Consider the following 14272-nt stretch of genomic DNA (forward strand, 5'->3'; position numbering starts at 1 on the left):
CCGACGGCCGCCCGCGCTACTCGACTTCGACGACCGCCTGCGCGAACTGCGCCGCGTACAGCCGCGCGTACGCACCGTCCGACGCCAGCAGCTCCTCGTGCGTGCCCTGCTCCACGATCGAGCCGCTCTCCATCACCAGGATCACGTCCGCGTCGCGGATCGTGGACAGCCGGTGCGCGATCACGAAGGACGTACGGCCGTGCGCGAGCCGCGCCATCGCCTTCTGGATCAGCACCTCGGTACGGGTGTCCACCGAGCTCGTCGCCTCGTCGAGCACCAGGATCACCGGGTCCGACAGGAACGCCCTGGCGATGGTGATCAGCTGCTTCTCGCCCGCGCTGACGCCCGCGCCCTCGTCGTCCAGGACGGTGTCGTAGCCGTCCGGCAGGGTGCGGATGAAACGGTCCGCGTGCGCGGCCCGCGCCGCCTCCTCGATCTCGGCGCGCGTGACCTCCCGCGAGGCACCGTAGGCGATGTTCTCCGCGATGGTGCCGCCGAACAGCCAGGTGTCCTGGAGCACCATGCCGATGCCGGTGCGCAGTTCCTCGCGCGTCATCTTCGCGATGTCCACCCCGTCGAGGGCGATCTCCCCGCCCGTGACCTCGTAGAACCGCATCAGCAGGTTCACGAGCGTCGTCTTGCCGGCGCCCGTCGGGCCGACGATCGCGACGGTGTGACCCGGCTCGACCGACAGCGAGAGGTTCTCGATCAGCGGCTTGTCCGGCTCGTAGCGGAAGGCCACCTTGTCGAAGGTGACCTGGCCGCGCAGCTCCTCCGGACGCTCCGGAACCTCGGCGTCCGCGTCCTGCTCCGACGCGTCCAGCAGCTCGTAGACGCGCTCCGCCGAGGCGACACCGGACTGCACGAGGTTCGCCATCGAGGCGACCTGCGTCAGCGGCATGGAGAACTGCCGCGAGTACTGGATGAAGGCCTGCACGTCACCGATCGACAGGGTGCCGGAGGCGACCCGGAGCCCGCCGACGACGGCTATCAGCACGTAGTTGATGTTCGAGATGAAGAACATCACCGGCTGCATGATGCCGCTGACCAGCTGCGCCTTGAAGGAGGCCCGGTAGAGGGCCTCGTTCTGCTCGGCGAAGACGGCCGCGGACTCCTTCTGCCGGCCGAAGACCTTGACCAGGCTGTGCCCCGAGTACATCTCCTCGACGTGGGCGTTGAGCGCGCCGGTCGTCTTCCACTGCGCCACGAACTGCGGCTGCGACTTCTTGCCGATCTTCGCCGCGACGAAGACCGACAGCGGCACGGTCGCCAGCGCGACCAGCGCCAGCAGCGGCGAGATCCAGAACATCATCACGAGCACGCCGACGATCGTCAGCAGCGAGTTCAGCAGCTGGCCCATCGTCTGCTGGATCGTCTGGCCGATGTTGTCGATGTCGTTGGTCGCCCGGCTCAGCACCTCGCCGCGCTTCTGCTGGTCGAAGTACGACAGCGGCAGCCGCGACAGCTTCGCCTGGAGCTCCTCGCGCATCCGGTAGACGGTGCCGTTCATGACGTGGTTCGACAGCCGGGTCGCGACCAGCATCAGCAGGCCGGCGAGGGTGAAGACCACCAGCGCCCAGATCGCCACGACCCCGACCGCGCCGAAGTCGATGCCCTGCCCCGGAGTGAAGTCGGTGCCGGCGAGCATGTCCGCCATGCCGTCCTGGCCCCTGGCGCGCAGCCCGTCCAGGGCCTGCTGCTTCGTGGTGCCGGCCGGCATCTCCCGGCCCACGATCCCGGCGAAGACCAGGTCGGTGGCCTCGCCCAGGATCTTTGGGCCGACCACCGCGCAGCCGACGCTGCCGACCACGGCCGCGACCATGCCCCAGATCTTGGCGCGGTCGTGCGCGAGCTGCCCCAGCAGCCGCTTGCCCGAGCCCTTGAAATCCATGGACCGCTGGGCCGGCCCCATCATCATCCGTCCTCCGGGCCCGCTCATGCGGCCTCCGCCTCCGTCAGCTGGGAGAGCACGATCTCCCGGTAGGTCTCGTTGCCGGCCATCAGCTCGTGGTGGCGTCCCTCGCCCACCACCTGGCCCTCGTCCAGGACGATGATCCGGTCGGCGTCGCGGATCGTGGAGACCCGCTGGGCGACGATGACCACGGTCGCGTCCTCGGTCTCGCGGGAGAGCGCAGCGCGCAGCGCCGCGTCCGTCGCGTAGTCCAGGGCCGAGAAGGAGTCGTCGAAGAGGTAGATCTCCGGCCGCTGCACCAGGGTGCGGGCGATGGCCAGGCGCTGGCGCTGGCCGCCCGAGACATTGGTTCCGCCCTGGGCGACGGGGGCCTCCAGGCCACCCTCCAGTGCGGACACGAACTCCTTGGCCTGCGCCACTTCCAGCGCCTGCCACAGCTCTTCGTCACTCGCGTCCGGGCGCCCGTAGCGCAGGTTGGAGGCGATGGTTCCGGAGAACAGGTAGGGCTTCTGCGGAACCATGCCGACCGTCCGGGCCAGCAGCTCCGGGTCGAGCCGGCGCACGTCCTCCCCGTCGACCAGCACCTCGCCGCCGGTCGCGTCGAACAGCCGGGGGACCAGGCCCAGCAGCGTGGACTTGCCGCTTCCGGTGGAGCCGATCACCGCCGTGGTCTCGCCGGGTCGGGCCACCAGGTCCACCCCGCGCAGCACCGGGGCCTCGGCGCCCGGGTAGCGGAAGTCCGCGCCGCGCAGCTCCAGGCGCCCGCGGCGGGCGAGTTCGCGCACCGGGTCGGTGGGCGGCACCACGCTGGACTCGGTGTCCAGGACCTCCTGGATGCGCTCGGCGCAGACCTCGGCGCGCGGCACCATCATGAACATGAAGGTGGCCATCATCACGGACATGACGATCTGCATCAGGTAGGCGAGGAAGGCCGTCAGCTGGCCGATCTCCATGCCGCCGCTGTCCACGCGCATCGCACCGAACCAGATGACGGCGACGCTGGAGATGTTCACGACCACGATGACCGTGGGGAACATGTACGCCAGGAGCTTGCCGGAGGCCAGTGAGACGCCGGTCAGGTCGGCGTTGGCCTCGCGGAAACGGTCCTTCTCGTAGTCGTCGCGGACGAAGGCCCGGATCACCCGGTTGCCGGTGATCTGCTCCCGCAGCACCCGGTTCACCGTGTCCAGACGGTCCTGCATCTGGCGGAACAGCGGCCGCGTCCTGAAGACGATGGCACCGACCGCGATCCCGAGCACCGGGACCACGGCGAGGAGGACGCCCGACAGTCGCACGTCCAGCGAGAGCGCCATGGCGATGCCGCCGACGCACATGATCGGGGCCGAGACCATCAGGGTGAAGGTCATCAGCACCAGCATCTGGACCTGCTGGACGTCGTTCGTCGTACGGGTGATCAGGGACGGGGCGCCGAACTGGCCGAGCTCCCGCGCGGAGAAGCTCTGCACGCGGTCGAAGACGGCCGCGCGGACGTCCCGGCCGAAGGCCGCCGCCGTACGGGCGCCGTAGTAGACGGCGCCGACGTTGCAGACGAGCTGGACGAGGGAGACGCCGAGCATCAGGGCGCCGAAGCGGAGGATGTAACCGGTGTCGCCGTTGACGACACCCTGGTCGATGATGTCGGCGTTCAGTGTGGGCAGGTAGAGGCTGGCGCTGGTCTGCAGCAGTTGCAGCAGGACCAGCACCGCGATGGGTTTCCGGTACGCACCCAGATGGGTCCGCAGAAGTCGTATGAGCACGCGCAGGCTCCGGTCGGCATGATCGAGGGGGTTCACCCCATCTTGGGCCAACCGGCCCATCGATCCCCACCGGATTTCGCAAAGGCCGGTCAAAAGGAGTAGGCCACCGGGCGCGGCCCCAGGCCCCCGGGCCGAGCCCCCGCGGGCCTAGAAGGCCCCGGGGTGGATCTGCTCCCGCGTCGCGATGTACTGCTGGCGCACCCCCTGCCACGCCGGGAACTCCTCGCCCGGTTCGAAGACCTGCGCCGCGGGCGCCGGCCAGACCGGCGGGGTGTGCGGGGGCAGTGTGCCCTGCGCCGCCCCGAGCGCCCAGGCCGCCTGCCGCGCCGCGCCCAGCGCCGCGTAGTCCGCCGGCGCCGGTACGACGACCTGCGTCCCGAACAGCCCCGGAGCCGCGGCCTGTACGGCGGGCAGTTCGGCCGCCGCGCCCAGCAGGAACACCCGGCGGATCTCGACCCCGCGCGAGCGCAGCACGTCCAGCGCGTCCACGAGCCCGCACAGCATGCCCTCGAAAGCGGCCCGGGCCAGGTGCTCCGGCTTCATCGAGTCGCGGCGCAGCCCGGACAGGGTCCCGGCGGCGTGCGGCAGGTTCGGCGTCCGCTCACCCTCCAGGTACGGCAGGAGTACGAGGCCGTGCGCGCCCGGCGTCGACTTCAGCGCGAGCTCGGACAGCCCCTCCAGATCGGTGCCGAGCAGCTCGGCGGTGCCGCGCAGGGCCCGTACGGCGTTGGAGGTGTTCACCACCGGCAGGTGCATGCCGGTGGCGTCGGCCAGGGAGGTGATCAGCCCGCCCGGCTCCGACAGCGCCTCGTGGTGCACCGCCATCACCGAACCGGAGGCGCCGAGCGACACCACCGCGTCGCCGGGGCCCAGCCCCAGCCCGAGCGCGGCGGCCATCGTCTCTCCGGTGCCGGCGGATATGAGCAACCCCTCGGGCGTGGTCCCGGCGGCGTCGGCCGGGCCGAGCACCTCGGGCAGCAGCGCCCGGTGCCCCAGCGCCAGCTCCACCAGGTCGGGGCGCCAGGATCCGGAGGCCGCCGACCAGTACCCGGTGCCCGAGGCGCCGCCCCGGTCGGTGGTCCGCCGGGCCGGCCGGCCCAGCAGCTGCCAGACCAGCCAGTCGTGCGGGGACATCAGCACCGCGATCCGGCGGGCCGCCTCGGGCTCGTTGCGCGCCAGCCAGGCGAGCTTCGCGACCGGCTGCGCGGCGTGCGGGACCGAGCCCACCGCCTCGGCCCAGGCGTGCCGGCCGCCGAGGGCCTCGGTGAGGTCGGCGGCGACGGCCTGAGGGCGCTTGTCGTTGCCGACGAGGGCGGGGCGGACCAGGCCGCCCTGCGGGTCCAGCGGCAGCAAGGCGTGCTGCTGCGCGGAGACCCCTATGGCCTGGACCCCTTCGAGGAGCCCGCCGCCGGCGGCCTCGCCGAGGGAGAGCAGCCAGGCCTGCGGATCGGTCTCGTGGGGGTTCGCGCCGTCGGGTTCGCCCGTGGGCTGCGGATGGGGGGCGTACCCCTGGCGCAGCACGGCGCCGGTCTCGGTGTCACAGACGACGATGCGTGTGAAGGCGGAAGAGCTGTCCAGCCCGGCGACTATCCCCATGTGGAGGATTCTGCCGCACGCGGGGCCCGTCTCGACCGATCCGGAGCCCCCGGGACCTCACAGGTCCCGGGAACCCCACGCCGTGGACTTCGGACGCCTCAGGTGTTGCTCGTGCCCCACTCGTCCTCGCCGGCCCCGGACCGGTCGCGCAGTCCGCGCACGCGCCCGGCCAGCGAGGCGGGCACGGCGTCGCCGACCTTCTCGCTCACCACGGCGAAGGCCTTGCCGGCGTACTCGCGCCCGGTGTGGCCCGCCGTCTCGGCGGCGTTGCGCACCGCCGGGTTCTGCGCGAACTCGCGCGCGGACTTCTTCAGCTGCTCGTAGCGCTCGCGTCCGGCCCGGGTTCCGAGCACGTACCCGAGGGCCAGTCCGACCACGAACGTGACCTTGTACCGCATGCCTGCCACCCTTCGTCGTGTGGTGCCCGGCCTGCTGCCGATACCGATTGGCGGAGCACCCCCCTGCTTGCGCTAATCTATGACTCGCAACGGGCACTCGCCCCCCGGCAAGGCCGGAGGTGGGCTGTTCGATGCACCGCAGCAATCCCCTGTAGCTCAATTGGCAGAGCAGCCGGCTGTTAACCGGCAGGTTACTGGTTCGAGTCCAGTCGGGGGAGCGCGGTCCCCTGTAGCTCAATTGGCAGAGCATTCGGCTGTTAACCGGAGGGTTGCTGGTTCGAGTCCAGCCGGGGGAGCAAGGAAGAAGAAGAGGGCCCCACGGGGTCCTCTTCTTTTCTTGGTTGACCCATTCGGGAACCGGGCAGCCCTCACTGCGGTCTCTCTGAACAGGCGAAGCCGATCATGCGAGGCATCCGAGGCAGGAGATCGTATGAGCGGCTATGCTGCGGCAGACGGCGCGCACACGTGTACGCGCCACGCCGTGAAGGGGCGGTAGCTCAGCCGGTTAGAGCAGCGGACTCATAATCCGTCGGCCGTGGGTTCGAGTCCCACCCGCCCCACTGCGAGCCGCAGGTGCAGAAACGATTGCACCTGCGGCTTCGGCGTTTTCCGGGGAGGTGCCCGGGTGGGCCCGCGGGATTCCGGGCTAGAAGTCCTCCGTTTCGTCCGCGAGGTGGCGCAGTACGTCCGTCAGGTCCTGGCGGCGGGCGAAGGCCGCGCGCTGGCGGTGGGCGCCCGAGCCGTCGCGCAGGAGGCCGGCCAGGGTCTTGGCCGCGTGGTCGAGGTCGCCGGCGGCGGCCAGGTCCGGTGCGACCAGGTCCAACAGGGCCTCCGCGAGATCGGCCGCGGGGAGTTCCGCGCCCGTGTACGGGTCCAGCCCGAAGCCCTCCAGCCCGTCGTGGGCCGCCCGCCAGCGCGCGAGGCGCAGTACGTCGTCCCGTACGGCCGGCTCGGGGCGGTGCTCCTCGATCTCGCGCAGGGCCGTGGAGACCAGCGCGCGGGCCAGTTCGGCCTGGAGGATGGCCGAGTCGATGTCCGGGGACATGTCGGGCGCCCGGATCTCCAGCGTCGGCCAGTGCCCTGACGGGCGGAGGTCCCAATAGACCATCTTGATGTCCAGGGCCGCCCCGGAGCCGAGCAGGGTCTGCACCGAGCGCCGGAAGTGGGCCGTGGACGTGAAGTGCGGCGGCAGCCCCGCCGAGGGCCAGCCGGACCAGGCCATCGCCCGCCAGCTGGCGTGACCCGTGTCACGCCCGCCCCAGAACGGCGAGTTGGCCGCCAGGGCGATCAGTGTCGGCAGCCACGGTCTGATCCGGTTGGACACCGCCACGGCGGTGTCCACGTCGAGCGTGCCGATGTGGATGTGGCGGCCGCAGCTGACCAGCGTGTCGGTGAGCGCGCCGAAGCGGCGGTGCTGCTCGCGCTGGCGCGGCTCGTCGTCGGTCAGGTGCAGCGGCCCCTCCACGGCGACCACCGGCGAGGGCGAGGCCAGCAGCCGGCAGCCGTGGGCGCGGGCCGCCCGGCCGAGGGTGCGCCGCAGGGCGGCGAGTTCGGCGCGCAGCGAAGCCGCCGAGTGGGCTATCGGAGTGGATATCTCCACCTGGTAGCGGGTGCCCTCGGGGTGCAGCTCGCCCGGCAGCCCGCCGGCCGTCGCGAGGACCAGCGGGGCGGCGGGGACCACCCGGAACGTGCGGGCGTCGACGAGCAGGAACTCCTCCTCGACGCCGACGGTGAGGGGGACGGTGGGGCGCACCGTGTTCTGCGTCGTGCCGGTGCTCGTGGTGCTGTTGCCAGGTTCGATCACTACGCCTCCCTGGACATACGAGTCTTTTCATCATGAGCTGAACACGAGGTGGGGAGCGCACGTCGATTCAGTCAAATGTCCGGTGATAGTGGCGAGTTACCGGCAAGAGGCCATCCGCGGCGGGACCGCGGGGCCGGATGGGGCGACTGTTGCCGGTGTGTGAAGCCACGGAACAGCCCCTCGGGGCGCCGGACCGCCGGCGGTTAGGATCCCCTGTGCCCCCGACGACCGCTCCCACCCGCCCCCGGCGGCGAATATTCGCCGACCTCACCCCTCTGCGCACGTCCGCGGACTACCGGCGGCTGTGGGTCGGCGGCACGATCTCCTGGGTCGGCCAGGCGATGACGGCCCTCGCGATCTCGCTCCAGGTCTACGACATCACCGGGTCCAGCTTCTCCGTCGGTCTCGTCGGGCTCTTCTCGCTCGTCCCCCTCGTCGTCTTCGGGCTCTACGGCGGCGCCATCGCCGACACCGTGGACCGGCGCAAGCTCGGCCTCTACAGCTCCCTCGGCGCCGCCGCCCTGTCGGTCGCACTCGCCGGGGCCGCGCTCCTCGACTACCACCGGGTCTGGTTCCTGTACGGGGTCGTCGCCCTCCAGGCGGTGTGCGGGGCGCTCACCGGACCGGCGCGGTCCGCCATGATCCCGAGGCTGCTGCCGGCCGAGCAGCTGCCCGCCGCCAACGCCCTGAACTCCGTGACCATGACCTTCGGGACGATGGTCGGGCCCGCGCTGGGCGGGCTGATCGTCGCCCTCGGCGGCTACCAGTGGGCGTACCTGATCGACGCCGTGACCTTCACCGCCGCCCTCTACGCGATGTGGCGGCTGCCGTCGATGAAGCCCGACCGGGGCGAGGAGGCGCGGGGGCGGGCCTCCGTCGTCGACGGACTGCGCTTCCTCGGGACCCGGCCCAACATCCGGATGACCTTCTTCACCGACATGGCCGCGATGGTGCTGGCGCAGCCGAAGGCGCTGTTCCCGGCCGCCGCCGCGCTCTGGTACGGCGGCGACGCGAAGACGGTCGGCCTGATGGTGGCCGCGATCGCCGCCGGGGCGCTGCTGGGCGGGCTGTTCTCCGGCTGGCAGGGCCGCATCCAGCGGCACGGGCTGGCGATCCTGCTCTCCGTCGCCGGATGGGGACTGGCCATCGCCGTGTTCGGACTCACCCGGAACCTGTGGCTCGGGTTGTTCTTCCTGGCCCTCGCCGGGGCCGCGGACACCGTCTCGATGGTGTTCCGCAGCACGATGCTCCAGGCGGCCACGCCCGACGAGATGCGCGGCCGCCTCCAGGGCGTCTTCATCGTGGTCGTCGCGGGCGGGCCCCGGCTCGGGGACTTCATCGCCGGGAGCACCGCCGACCTGACCTCCCCGACCGTGGCCGTCACGGGCGGGGGGCTGGCGTGCGTGCTCGTACTGGGCCTGCTCGCGCTGCGGTGGCGGAACTTCGCCCGCTACGACGCGCGGTCCCCGCAGGCCTAGTCGCTGGGACCGCTGGGCCAAGCCGCTGGGACCGCTGGGCCGGGCGGTGCGGTGCTGCCTGCCGGCGGGGGGCCGTGCCCGTGCCGGGGCCTGTGGGAGGGGTGGGGCCGGGCGCGCGCCGGGGCGTCTCCTCGGGCGCCGAACGTGGCGGGGGGTCGGAGGGCCGAGGGGATTGCGTTCGGCGCCCTGCGGGGAGCGCCCCGGCACACACCCGTCCCCGGCGGAGTCTGTGGCTGCTGTGTTCTGGCCGGCGAGGCCACCGGCGCCCTGCGGGGAGCGCCCCGGCACACACCCGTCCCCGGCGGAGTCCGCGGTGCGCGGGGCGGTGCCGGGCGTTGCCGCCTCTGTGGCGCGGCACCGGGAGACGGGCGGCATTCCCAGGCTGGAGCCAAACCGCCGGGGCGGCTACGCGTCCACCGGGTCCCGGGTGCGGTCGCCGCCCGCGCTGCCGGTGTTCGTGGTGCCGGTCGGTTCGAACAGGAGGATCGACGCCTCCTCGTCCGCCGCCGGGCAGTGCTCCACCCCGCGCGGGACGACGTACATCTCGCCGGGGCCCAGCACCACGTCCCCGTCGCGCAGGCGGATCGTCAGGGTGCCGCTGACCACCAGGAAGAGCTCGTCGGTGTCCTCGTGGCTGTGCCACACGAACTCGCCCTGCAGTTTGGCGGCCTTGACCTCGTAGTCGTTGACGCGGGCGATGCGGTGCGGGGCCCACTGCTCGGTGAAACCGGCCAGCTTCTCGGCGATGTTGACCTTGTGTGTCGTCATGCGGGCAGCCTGCCGGAGCGAACGCGGGCGGTCTTGTACGTTCCTGGCATGCCCGCGATACGTCCGCGCAGCACCGTCTCCGCCTGGCAGCCGCCGGTCCCGGGGATCGCCGAGGTCTTCCACGCCCGGTTCACCGACCACGCCTATCCGGCGCACGTGCACGACACCTGGACGCTGATGATCCTGGACGGCGGGCGGGTCGACTTCGCGCTGGACCGCGAGCGGCACGGCGCCGGGGTCCGGGACTCCGTGATCCTGCTGCCGCCCGGGGTGGTCCACGACGGGCGGACCGTCACCGAGGCCGGTTTCCGCAAGCGCAACCTCTACCTCGACGCCACCGTCCTGCCCGAGAGCCTCACCGGGGCCGCCGTCGACGCCCCGCTGTTGCTCGACCCGGTGCTGCGGGAGCGAGTCCACGGGCTGCACCGGGCGCTCGGCACGCGGGAGCTGCCGGCCGGGGCGGTCGAGCGGCTGGAGGCCGAGTCGCGGCTGGCCTTCGTATGGGAACGGCTGCACCGGTGGCTCGCGGGGCGCGCGCCGGCGGCGTACGGGGTGCCGGGTACGGGGCTCGCCGTACGGCTGCGCGAGCTGCTCGACGCGCGCGTGACCGAGGGGCTCGGCCTGGAGGAGGCCTCGGCGGAGCTGGGCCACGTCCACCCCACCCACCTGATCCGGAGCTTCCGGACGGCGTACGGGCTGCCGCCGCACGCCTACCTCACCGGGCGGCGGGTGGCGCTGGCGCGGCGGCTGCTGCTGGCGGGGATGCGGCCGGCCGAGGCGGCGACGGCCGCGGGCTTCTACGACCAGGCGCACCTGACACGGCACTTCGGGCGGCACGTGGGGATCAGCCCGGCGCGGTTCGCCCGATCCGGCCGGATGTGAAGGGGAGCCGGCCGGTTCGTTGCCCTCGCGTTGCACGGCCTTCCTCTTTCTGGCCTTCATGCGCCTTCGTACGCCCGCCAGCACCGCGGCAGCCGCCGCCGCGCTCTCCGGCATGCTCGTGCCGCCCGCCGTCGCGGCCCCGAAGGAGAACCGGTCCCTGTTGCTGGTCAGCGACGACAACGAGCTCGCCCAGCAGGTGACGCGGCTGTGCCGGATGGACGTCCGGCTGCCGGCGCGCCGGAACCGCTAGGGCTGCCTCCCGCCGACGATGCCGCGGGCGACCCCCAGGGCCACCAGGTCCTGGGGGCGGATGCGGAGTTGGTCCGCGGTGGCCGGGGCGGCCGACGGGCGGCGCTTGAGGATGGCCGCCGCCAGCTCCGGGGCGATGACCGAGAAGTAGCTGTCCGGGGTGACCCAGGTGTTGCCCGGCGCGGCGAGGGCGAGGGCGCCGCCCGAGCCGCCCTCGCCGATCAGCAGGGTGGTGACGGGGACGGAGGCGCCGGCCAGCGCCGCGAAGGTGTCCGCGATGGCCGCGCCCGCGCCCGCGTGTTCGGCGGCGGCGTCGTTGGCCGCGCCCGGGGTGTCCACCAGGGTGAGCACGGGGATGCCGAGCCGGTCCGCGAGACGTATGACGCGGGCGGCCGTACGGTAGCCCGCCGGGCGGGTGGCGGTGCCGCACTGGGCGGCGTAGGCCACGGCCCGGCCCTCCCGCAGCCCGAAACCGCACAGCATGCCGGGGTCGGTGCCGCCCGCCCGGTCCCCGGAGAGGGGCAGGCGGAGTTCGAAGTACGCGTCCAGGTACGTCCCGGCGCGCGGGCGGTCCGGGTGACGGGCCTGGCGGACGGCGTCCCAGCCGGTGGCCGGCGGCGCCACGTCGGCCAGCGCGGCCGGGGGCTCGACGGGCCCGGGGGGACGGGGTGCGGCCAGCACGCGCAGCCAGTCGGCGAGGGTGCCGGGCAGTTCGGCGGCGGGGACCACGGCGTCCACGTGACCGGCGGCGTACTGCCCCTCGGCGGAGTAGGCCGCCGGATCCGCGTCCGCCGGGCGCACCCGGGAGCCGGCGAAGCCGACCTGGGCACGGGGCAGAGCGAGGACGACGTCGGCCCCGGCCCCGAGGGTGGCCCAGCCGCCGCCGGTGGTCGGATCGCGCAGGACGGCCAGCTGGGGGAGGCCCGCGGCCCGCGTCAGGACGCTCTGCCGGGCCACGCGCTGGAGCTGGGTCAGCGCGAGCATGCCCTCCTGCATGCGGGAGCCGCCGGTGGCGATGAGCGAGACGAGGGGGAGGCGGTGCGCGCGGGCGTGGGTGTACGCGGCTTCGAGCCGGTCTCCGGTGCGTTCGCCGAGGGACCCGCCGAGGAAGCCGAACTCGAAGGAGATGACGGTGGCTTCGCGGCCGCCGATGCGGGCGGTGCCGACGACGACGGACTCGTGCTCGCCCGTGCGGTCGGCGGCGCGGGCGCGGGAGTCGTCGTAGCCGGTCCAGGCCAGGGGGCCGTCGGCGGGGGACTCCCGCCGGGGGGAGGGGAGTTCGGCGAAGCTGCCGGGGTCGGTCACGGAGGCGATGGCCGCGCGGGCCGAGAGGCGGTTCGTCGTCACGGGGTCACCCTAGGGGGTGCGGTGCCGATCGCGAACGGTGCTGCGCAGGGGCAGGTGGGCGTCCAGGGGGCGGGCCGGGGGGAAGAGGGCCGGGGGGAAGAGGGCCGCGGCGAAGAGGGCCGCGGCGAAGAGGAGGGCGCCGAGCGGGAGCAGGTCGAGGCTGACGACCGTGGTGGCCGTGCCCAGCACCACCATGACGGGGCGCCAGGGGCCGACGCGGCGCTGGACGGCGAGCTGGACGAGGAGCCAGGCGAGGCCGGCGTAGAAGAGCACCGGGCCGACGGTGTAGACGGCGGGCAGCACCCCGGGGTGGTTCTGGACCTCCTCGAAGAGCCTTTCCATGCCCGGCCGGTCGGCGGCGCGGAAGCCGACGACGAGGTCGATGACGGCCTGGACGACGACCGCCAGGGTGCCCGTGAGGCCGAGCAGGGCGGCGGCGGACGCGCTCAGCCGGCCCGCCCGGGTGGTGGGCCCGGTCATCCGGCGCAGGGCCGGGAAGACCACGGCGAACAGCGACACGCCGGGAGCAGGGCGATGTGGCCCGCGGTCCAGGCGGGGCCCGGGCCGTGGTCGGGGTCGCTGAGCCGGATGATCCCGTAGGCCAGCATGCAGAGGGGTGCGGCGAGGAAGGCGGCCCGTGTGACGGTCGTCCGGCGGTACCCCTGTGGTGGATTGGTCATGCACCGATCATGTTCGGCGGGGTTGCCGGGCCGTATCCGGCATCACCCGAGAGCACCCCCCAGGTCACCCCCAGGTCACCCCGAGCCGTCCCTCGGTGCCGTGTCATCCGAGGGACGGGAGGGGGAAGGCGATCTTCAGGGCGTAGGCGGCGACCAGGCCGTAGCCGAGGCGGAAGGTCCAGACGCGGGCGGTGTCGGAGATGCGGGTGCCGGCGAGCGAGCCGAGCACGACGAGCGCCTGCTGCCAGAGGAGCGAGGCCGCGCCGACACCGAGGAGGAAGGCGGCTCCGGCCGGGCCGGTGCCGAGGGTGGCGCCCTGGGCGGTGGTGAGGGCGGCGAAGTAGAGGGCGGTGGTGGGGTTGAGGGCGGTGAGGCCGAGGTAGCGCGCGAATGCCTTTGCCGCGGGGCGCGTGCCGGTGCCGGTTCGCGTGCCGGGCGCGGCGCCGTTGCCGGGGCTCCGCCCCCGACCCCGCGCCTCAAACGCCGGCGGGGCTGAAAGATCGGGGCTCCGCCCCGGACCCCGCGCCTCAAACGCCGGCGGGGCTGGGGGTGGCGGCGGAGCTGGAATGGTTTCGGGCGGGGCTGGGGTGGGTCCTGGTCGGGCTGAGGACGAGAGGCCGTGGGCTGCGATGGTGAGGAGGATGGCGGCCGAGACCAGGCGGACCCAGGCTTCCACCGGGGAGACGTGGGAGGCCACCCATGGGCCGACGGCGGTGGCGAGGGCCGCGTAGCCGAGGTCGACCACGGCGATGCCCGCGGCCGCGGCCATCGCCGTACGGCGGTGCCGCACGGCCTCCTGGAGCAGCAGTACGCTCATCGCCCCCATCGGCATCGCCACGCCCAGGCCCGCGACCGCGCCCGCCAGGGCCGGTGTCATCAGTTCGTTCATACGGCGAGGGTCGGCCCCGGCTCTCGGGGGATGCGCGCGAATACCGGACCCGGCTGCGAGAATCGCGGTATGGACCGCCTCGACAGGGAAATCCTCGGCATCCTGCAGCAGGATGCGCGGATCTCGTACCGGGACCTCGGCGTCCGCGTCGGCCTCAGCGCCAACGCCACCGCCGACCGGGTGCGGAGGATGCGCCGGGAGGGGGTGATCCGCGGGTTCACCGTCGTGGTGGATCCGGCTGCCGACACCGCCGGCGGGCTCGTCGTCTTCATCGACGTCACCCTGCGCCAGGACACGACCAACGAGGAGTTCGAGCGGCAGGTCGCCAAGCTCCCCGGGATCACCGAGGCCGTGCACGTGACCGGCGAGCACGACTACCTCGTACGCGCCCGGGCCGCCGACCCCGCCGCCCTCGACGGGCTGCTCCGCCGGCTGAAGCGGGAGGCGGGCGTGGCCCAGTCCAACACCCGGCTCGCCCTCCGCGCCGCCAAGCGCCCCGGCCAGACGTAGGG

General features: G+C 73.1%; 14 protein-coding genes and 3 tRNA genes. 7 read left to right on the forward strand and 10 right to left on the reverse strand.

Features of this window, described 5'->3' with window-relative positions:
* Window positions 1-16: 16 nt before the first annotated feature.
* From RIU97_RS27330 to RIU97_RS27345, 4 genes are all read right to left on the reverse strand, one after another.
* The gene (locus RIU97_RS27330) at window positions 17-1939 is read right to left on the reverse strand and encodes an ABC transporter ATP-binding protein (RefSeq protein WP_404960222.1); all 1923 of its coding nucleotides are present in this window, start codon (window positions 1937-1939) and stop codon (window positions 17-19) included.
* Window positions 1936-3669, reverse strand: a complete 1734-nt coding sequence (locus RIU97_RS27335; protein WP_404960223.1) for an ABC transporter ATP-binding protein — start codon at window positions 3667-3669, stop codon at window positions 1936-1938. The genes RIU97_RS27330 and RIU97_RS27335 overlap by 4 nt, the downstream gene beginning before the upstream one ends.
* A 147-nt stretch (window positions 3670-3816) precedes the next feature.
* The gene (locus tag RIU97_RS27340; RefSeq protein WP_404960224.1) at window positions 3817-5265 is read right to left on the reverse strand and encodes an FGGY family carbohydrate kinase; all 1449 of its coding nucleotides are present in this window, start codon (window positions 5263-5265) and stop codon (window positions 3817-3819) included.
* A gap of 98 nt (window positions 5266-5363) precedes the next feature.
* Window positions 5364-5663, reverse strand: coding sequence for a YtxH domain-containing protein (locus tag RIU97_RS27345; RefSeq protein ID WP_404960225.1), 300 nt, complete (start codon window positions 5661-5663; stop codon window positions 5364-5366).
* A 145-nt stretch (window positions 5664-5808) separates the two neighbouring features.
* On the opposite strand from RIU97_RS27345, the gene RIU97_RS27350 reads away from it, so the two are divergent.
* The 3 genes from RIU97_RS27350 (at window position 5809) to RIU97_RS27360 (ending at window position 6223) form a co-directional block, all read left to right on the forward strand.
* Window positions 5809-5881, forward strand: a tRNA-Asn gene (locus RIU97_RS27350).
* 5 nt (window positions 5882-5886) lie between these two features.
* A tRNA-Asn gene (locus tag RIU97_RS27355) sits at window positions 5887-5959 on the forward strand.
* A 190-nt stretch (window positions 5960-6149) separates the two neighbouring features.
* Window positions 6150-6223: transfer RNA gene (locus RIU97_RS27360), tRNA-Ile, on the forward strand.
* An 86-nt stretch (window positions 6224-6309) separates the two neighbouring features.
* Here RIU97_RS27360 and RIU97_RS27365 read toward each other — a convergent pair.
* On the reverse strand, window positions 6310-7467 hold the full coding sequence (locus RIU97_RS27365) for a glutamate--cysteine ligase (protein WP_404960226.1): 1158 nt from the start codon (window positions 7465-7467) through the stop codon (window positions 6310-6312).
* Window positions 7468-7604: 137 nt separating this feature from the next.
* Here RIU97_RS27365 and RIU97_RS27370 point away from each other — a divergent pair, with 137 nt between their 5' ends.
* Window positions 7605-8945, forward strand: coding sequence for an MFS transporter (locus tag RIU97_RS27370; RefSeq protein WP_404960227.1), 1341 nt, complete (start codon window positions 7605-7607; stop codon window positions 8943-8945).
* Window positions 8946-9350: 405 nt separating this feature from the next.
* On the opposite strand, the gene RIU97_RS27375 is transcribed toward RIU97_RS27370, so the two are convergent.
* Complete coding sequence (locus RIU97_RS27375) at window positions 9351-9713, reverse strand: cupin domain-containing protein (protein WP_404960228.1); 363 nt, start codon at window positions 9711-9713, stop codon at window positions 9351-9353.
* A gap of 48 nt (window positions 9714-9761) precedes the next feature.
* Between RIU97_RS27375 and RIU97_RS27380 the strand changes: the two genes are divergently transcribed.
* Together RIU97_RS27380 and RIU97_RS27385 are read left to right on the forward strand one after the other, a co-directional pair.
* The gene (locus tag RIU97_RS27380; RefSeq protein ID WP_404960229.1) at window positions 9762-10595 is read left to right on the forward strand and encodes an AraC family transcriptional regulator; all 834 of its coding nucleotides are present in this window, start codon (window positions 9762-9764) and stop codon (window positions 10593-10595) included.
* A gap of 58 nt (window positions 10596-10653) precedes the next feature.
* Complete coding sequence (locus RIU97_RS27385; RefSeq protein ID WP_404960230.1) at window positions 10654-10845, forward strand: hypothetical protein; 192 nt, start codon at window positions 10654-10656, stop codon at window positions 10843-10845.
* Here RIU97_RS27385 and RIU97_RS27390 read toward each other — a convergent pair.
* The 4 genes from RIU97_RS27390 to RIU97_RS27405 form a co-directional block, all read right to left on the reverse strand.
* Window positions 10842-12191, reverse strand: coding sequence for a carboxyl transferase domain-containing protein (locus RIU97_RS27390; protein ID WP_404960231.1), 1350 nt, complete (start codon window positions 12189-12191; stop codon window positions 10842-10844). The two genes, RIU97_RS27385 and RIU97_RS27390, sit on opposite strands and share 4 nt — an antisense overlap.
* 9 nt (window positions 12192-12200) lie before the next feature.
* Entirely contained in the window at window positions 12201-12710 is a 510-nt protein-coding gene (locus tag RIU97_RS27395; protein WP_404960232.1) for a hypothetical protein, read from the reverse strand.
* Window positions 12668-12871, reverse strand: a complete 204-nt coding sequence (locus tag RIU97_RS27400; RefSeq protein WP_404960233.1) for a hypothetical protein — start codon at window positions 12869-12871, stop codon at window positions 12668-12670. The genes RIU97_RS27395 and RIU97_RS27400 overlap by 43 nt, the downstream gene beginning before the upstream one ends.
* Before the next feature lie 103 nt (window positions 12872-12974).
* Window positions 12975-13760 (reverse strand): LysE family transporter, encoded by a 786-nt coding sequence (locus tag RIU97_RS27405; RefSeq protein ID WP_404960234.1) that lies wholly within the window; start codon window positions 13758-13760, stop codon window positions 12975-12977.
* A gap of 69 nt (window positions 13761-13829) precedes the next feature.
* Between RIU97_RS27405 and RIU97_RS27410 the strand changes: the two genes are divergently transcribed.
* Window positions 13830-14270, forward strand: coding sequence for an Lrp/AsnC family transcriptional regulator (locus RIU97_RS27410; protein WP_383568405.1), 441 nt, complete (start codon window positions 13830-13832; stop codon window positions 14268-14270).
* The last annotated feature ends 2 nt before the right edge of the window (window positions 14271-14272 follow it).

Origin of the sequence: Streptomyces sp. 147326 (genome assembly GCF_045000215.1) — a bacterium.
Lineage (GTDB): Bacteria > Actinomycetota > Actinomycetes > Streptomycetales > Streptomycetaceae > Streptomyces.

Bases quoted from the DNA above. Each gene is read 5' to 3' on its own strand.
- RIU97_RS27410 (WP_383568405.1), top strand. From the start codon at position 13,830: ATGGACCGCCTCGACAGGGAAATCCTCGGCATCCTGCAGCAGGATGCG.
- RIU97_RS27330 (WP_404960222.1), bottom strand. From the start codon at position 1,939: ATGAGCGGGCCCGGAGGACGGATGATGATGGGGCCGGCCCAGCGGTCC.
- RIU97_RS27345 (WP_404960225.1), bottom strand. From the start codon at position 5,663: ATGCGGTACAAGGTCACGTTCGTGGTCGGACTGGCCCTCGGGTACGTG.
- RIU97_RS27340 (WP_404960224.1), bottom strand. From the start codon at position 5,265: ATGGGGATAGTCGCCGGGCTGGACAGCTCTTCCGCCTTCACACGCATC.
- RIU97_RS27405 (WP_404960234.1), bottom strand. From the start codon at position 13,760: ATGAACGAACTGATGACACCGGCCCTGGCGGGCGCGGTCGCGGGCCTG.
- RIU97_RS27370 (WP_404960227.1), top strand. From the start codon at position 7,605: ATGGGGCGACTGTTGCCGGTGTGTGAAGCCACGGAACAGCCCCTCGGG.
- RIU97_RS27400 (WP_404960233.1), bottom strand. From the start codon at position 12,871: ATGACCAATCCACCACAGGGGTACCGCCGGACGACCGTCACACGGGCC.
- RIU97_RS27375 (WP_404960228.1), bottom strand. From the start codon at position 9,713: ATGACGACACACAAGGTCAACATCGCCGAGAAGCTGGCCGGTTTCACC.
- RIU97_RS27380 (WP_404960229.1), top strand. From the start codon at position 9,762: ATGCCCGCGATACGTCCGCGCAGCACCGTCTCCGCCTGGCAGCCGCCG.
- RIU97_RS27385 (WP_404960230.1), top strand. From the start codon at position 10,654: ATGCGCCTTCGTACGCCCGCCAGCACCGCGGCAGCCGCCGCCGCGCTC.